The organism is Flavobacterium sp. HJSW_4 (genome assembly GCF_042436695.1).
Lineage (GTDB): Bacteria > Bacteroidota > Bacteroidia > Flavobacteriales > Flavobacteriaceae > Flavobacterium.
This window is the reverse complement of the sequence record NZ_JBHNPP010000106.1, coordinates 1-245: the sequence shown is the minus strand read 5'-3', so window position 1 is coordinate 245 and position 245 is coordinate 1. Positions and strand designations below refer to the sequence as shown.

General features: G+C 33.5%; 1 pseudogene. It reads right to left on the bottom strand.

The annotated features are described in order from the left end of the window. Nucleotides 1-185 (bottom strand): annotated as a pseudogene (locus tag ACE01P_RS24495) (glutamate ligase domain-containing protein); the annotation flags it as partial. Between the last annotated feature and the right edge of the window lie 60 nt (nucleotides 186-245).

Sequence of the window (245 nt, the reverse complement as noted above, 5' to 3'; positions counted from 1 at the left end):
CCAACAACAGTAATCAACTGCTCATTTTTAGTGCGAATATCATTGATATTTTTTAAAACATTCTCAAGTGCATCTGGCGTGTGCGCTTAATCTACAACAGCCGTTATATTTTAATTTGAAACAATATATTGAAAACGACCCGAAACACTTTCTAAATCAGACAATAAACGCAACGCTTCTAGCGAAAAAAGACGTTTCACTCACATAAATACACATAGCTTAAATACACAAACAGCTATGTGTTA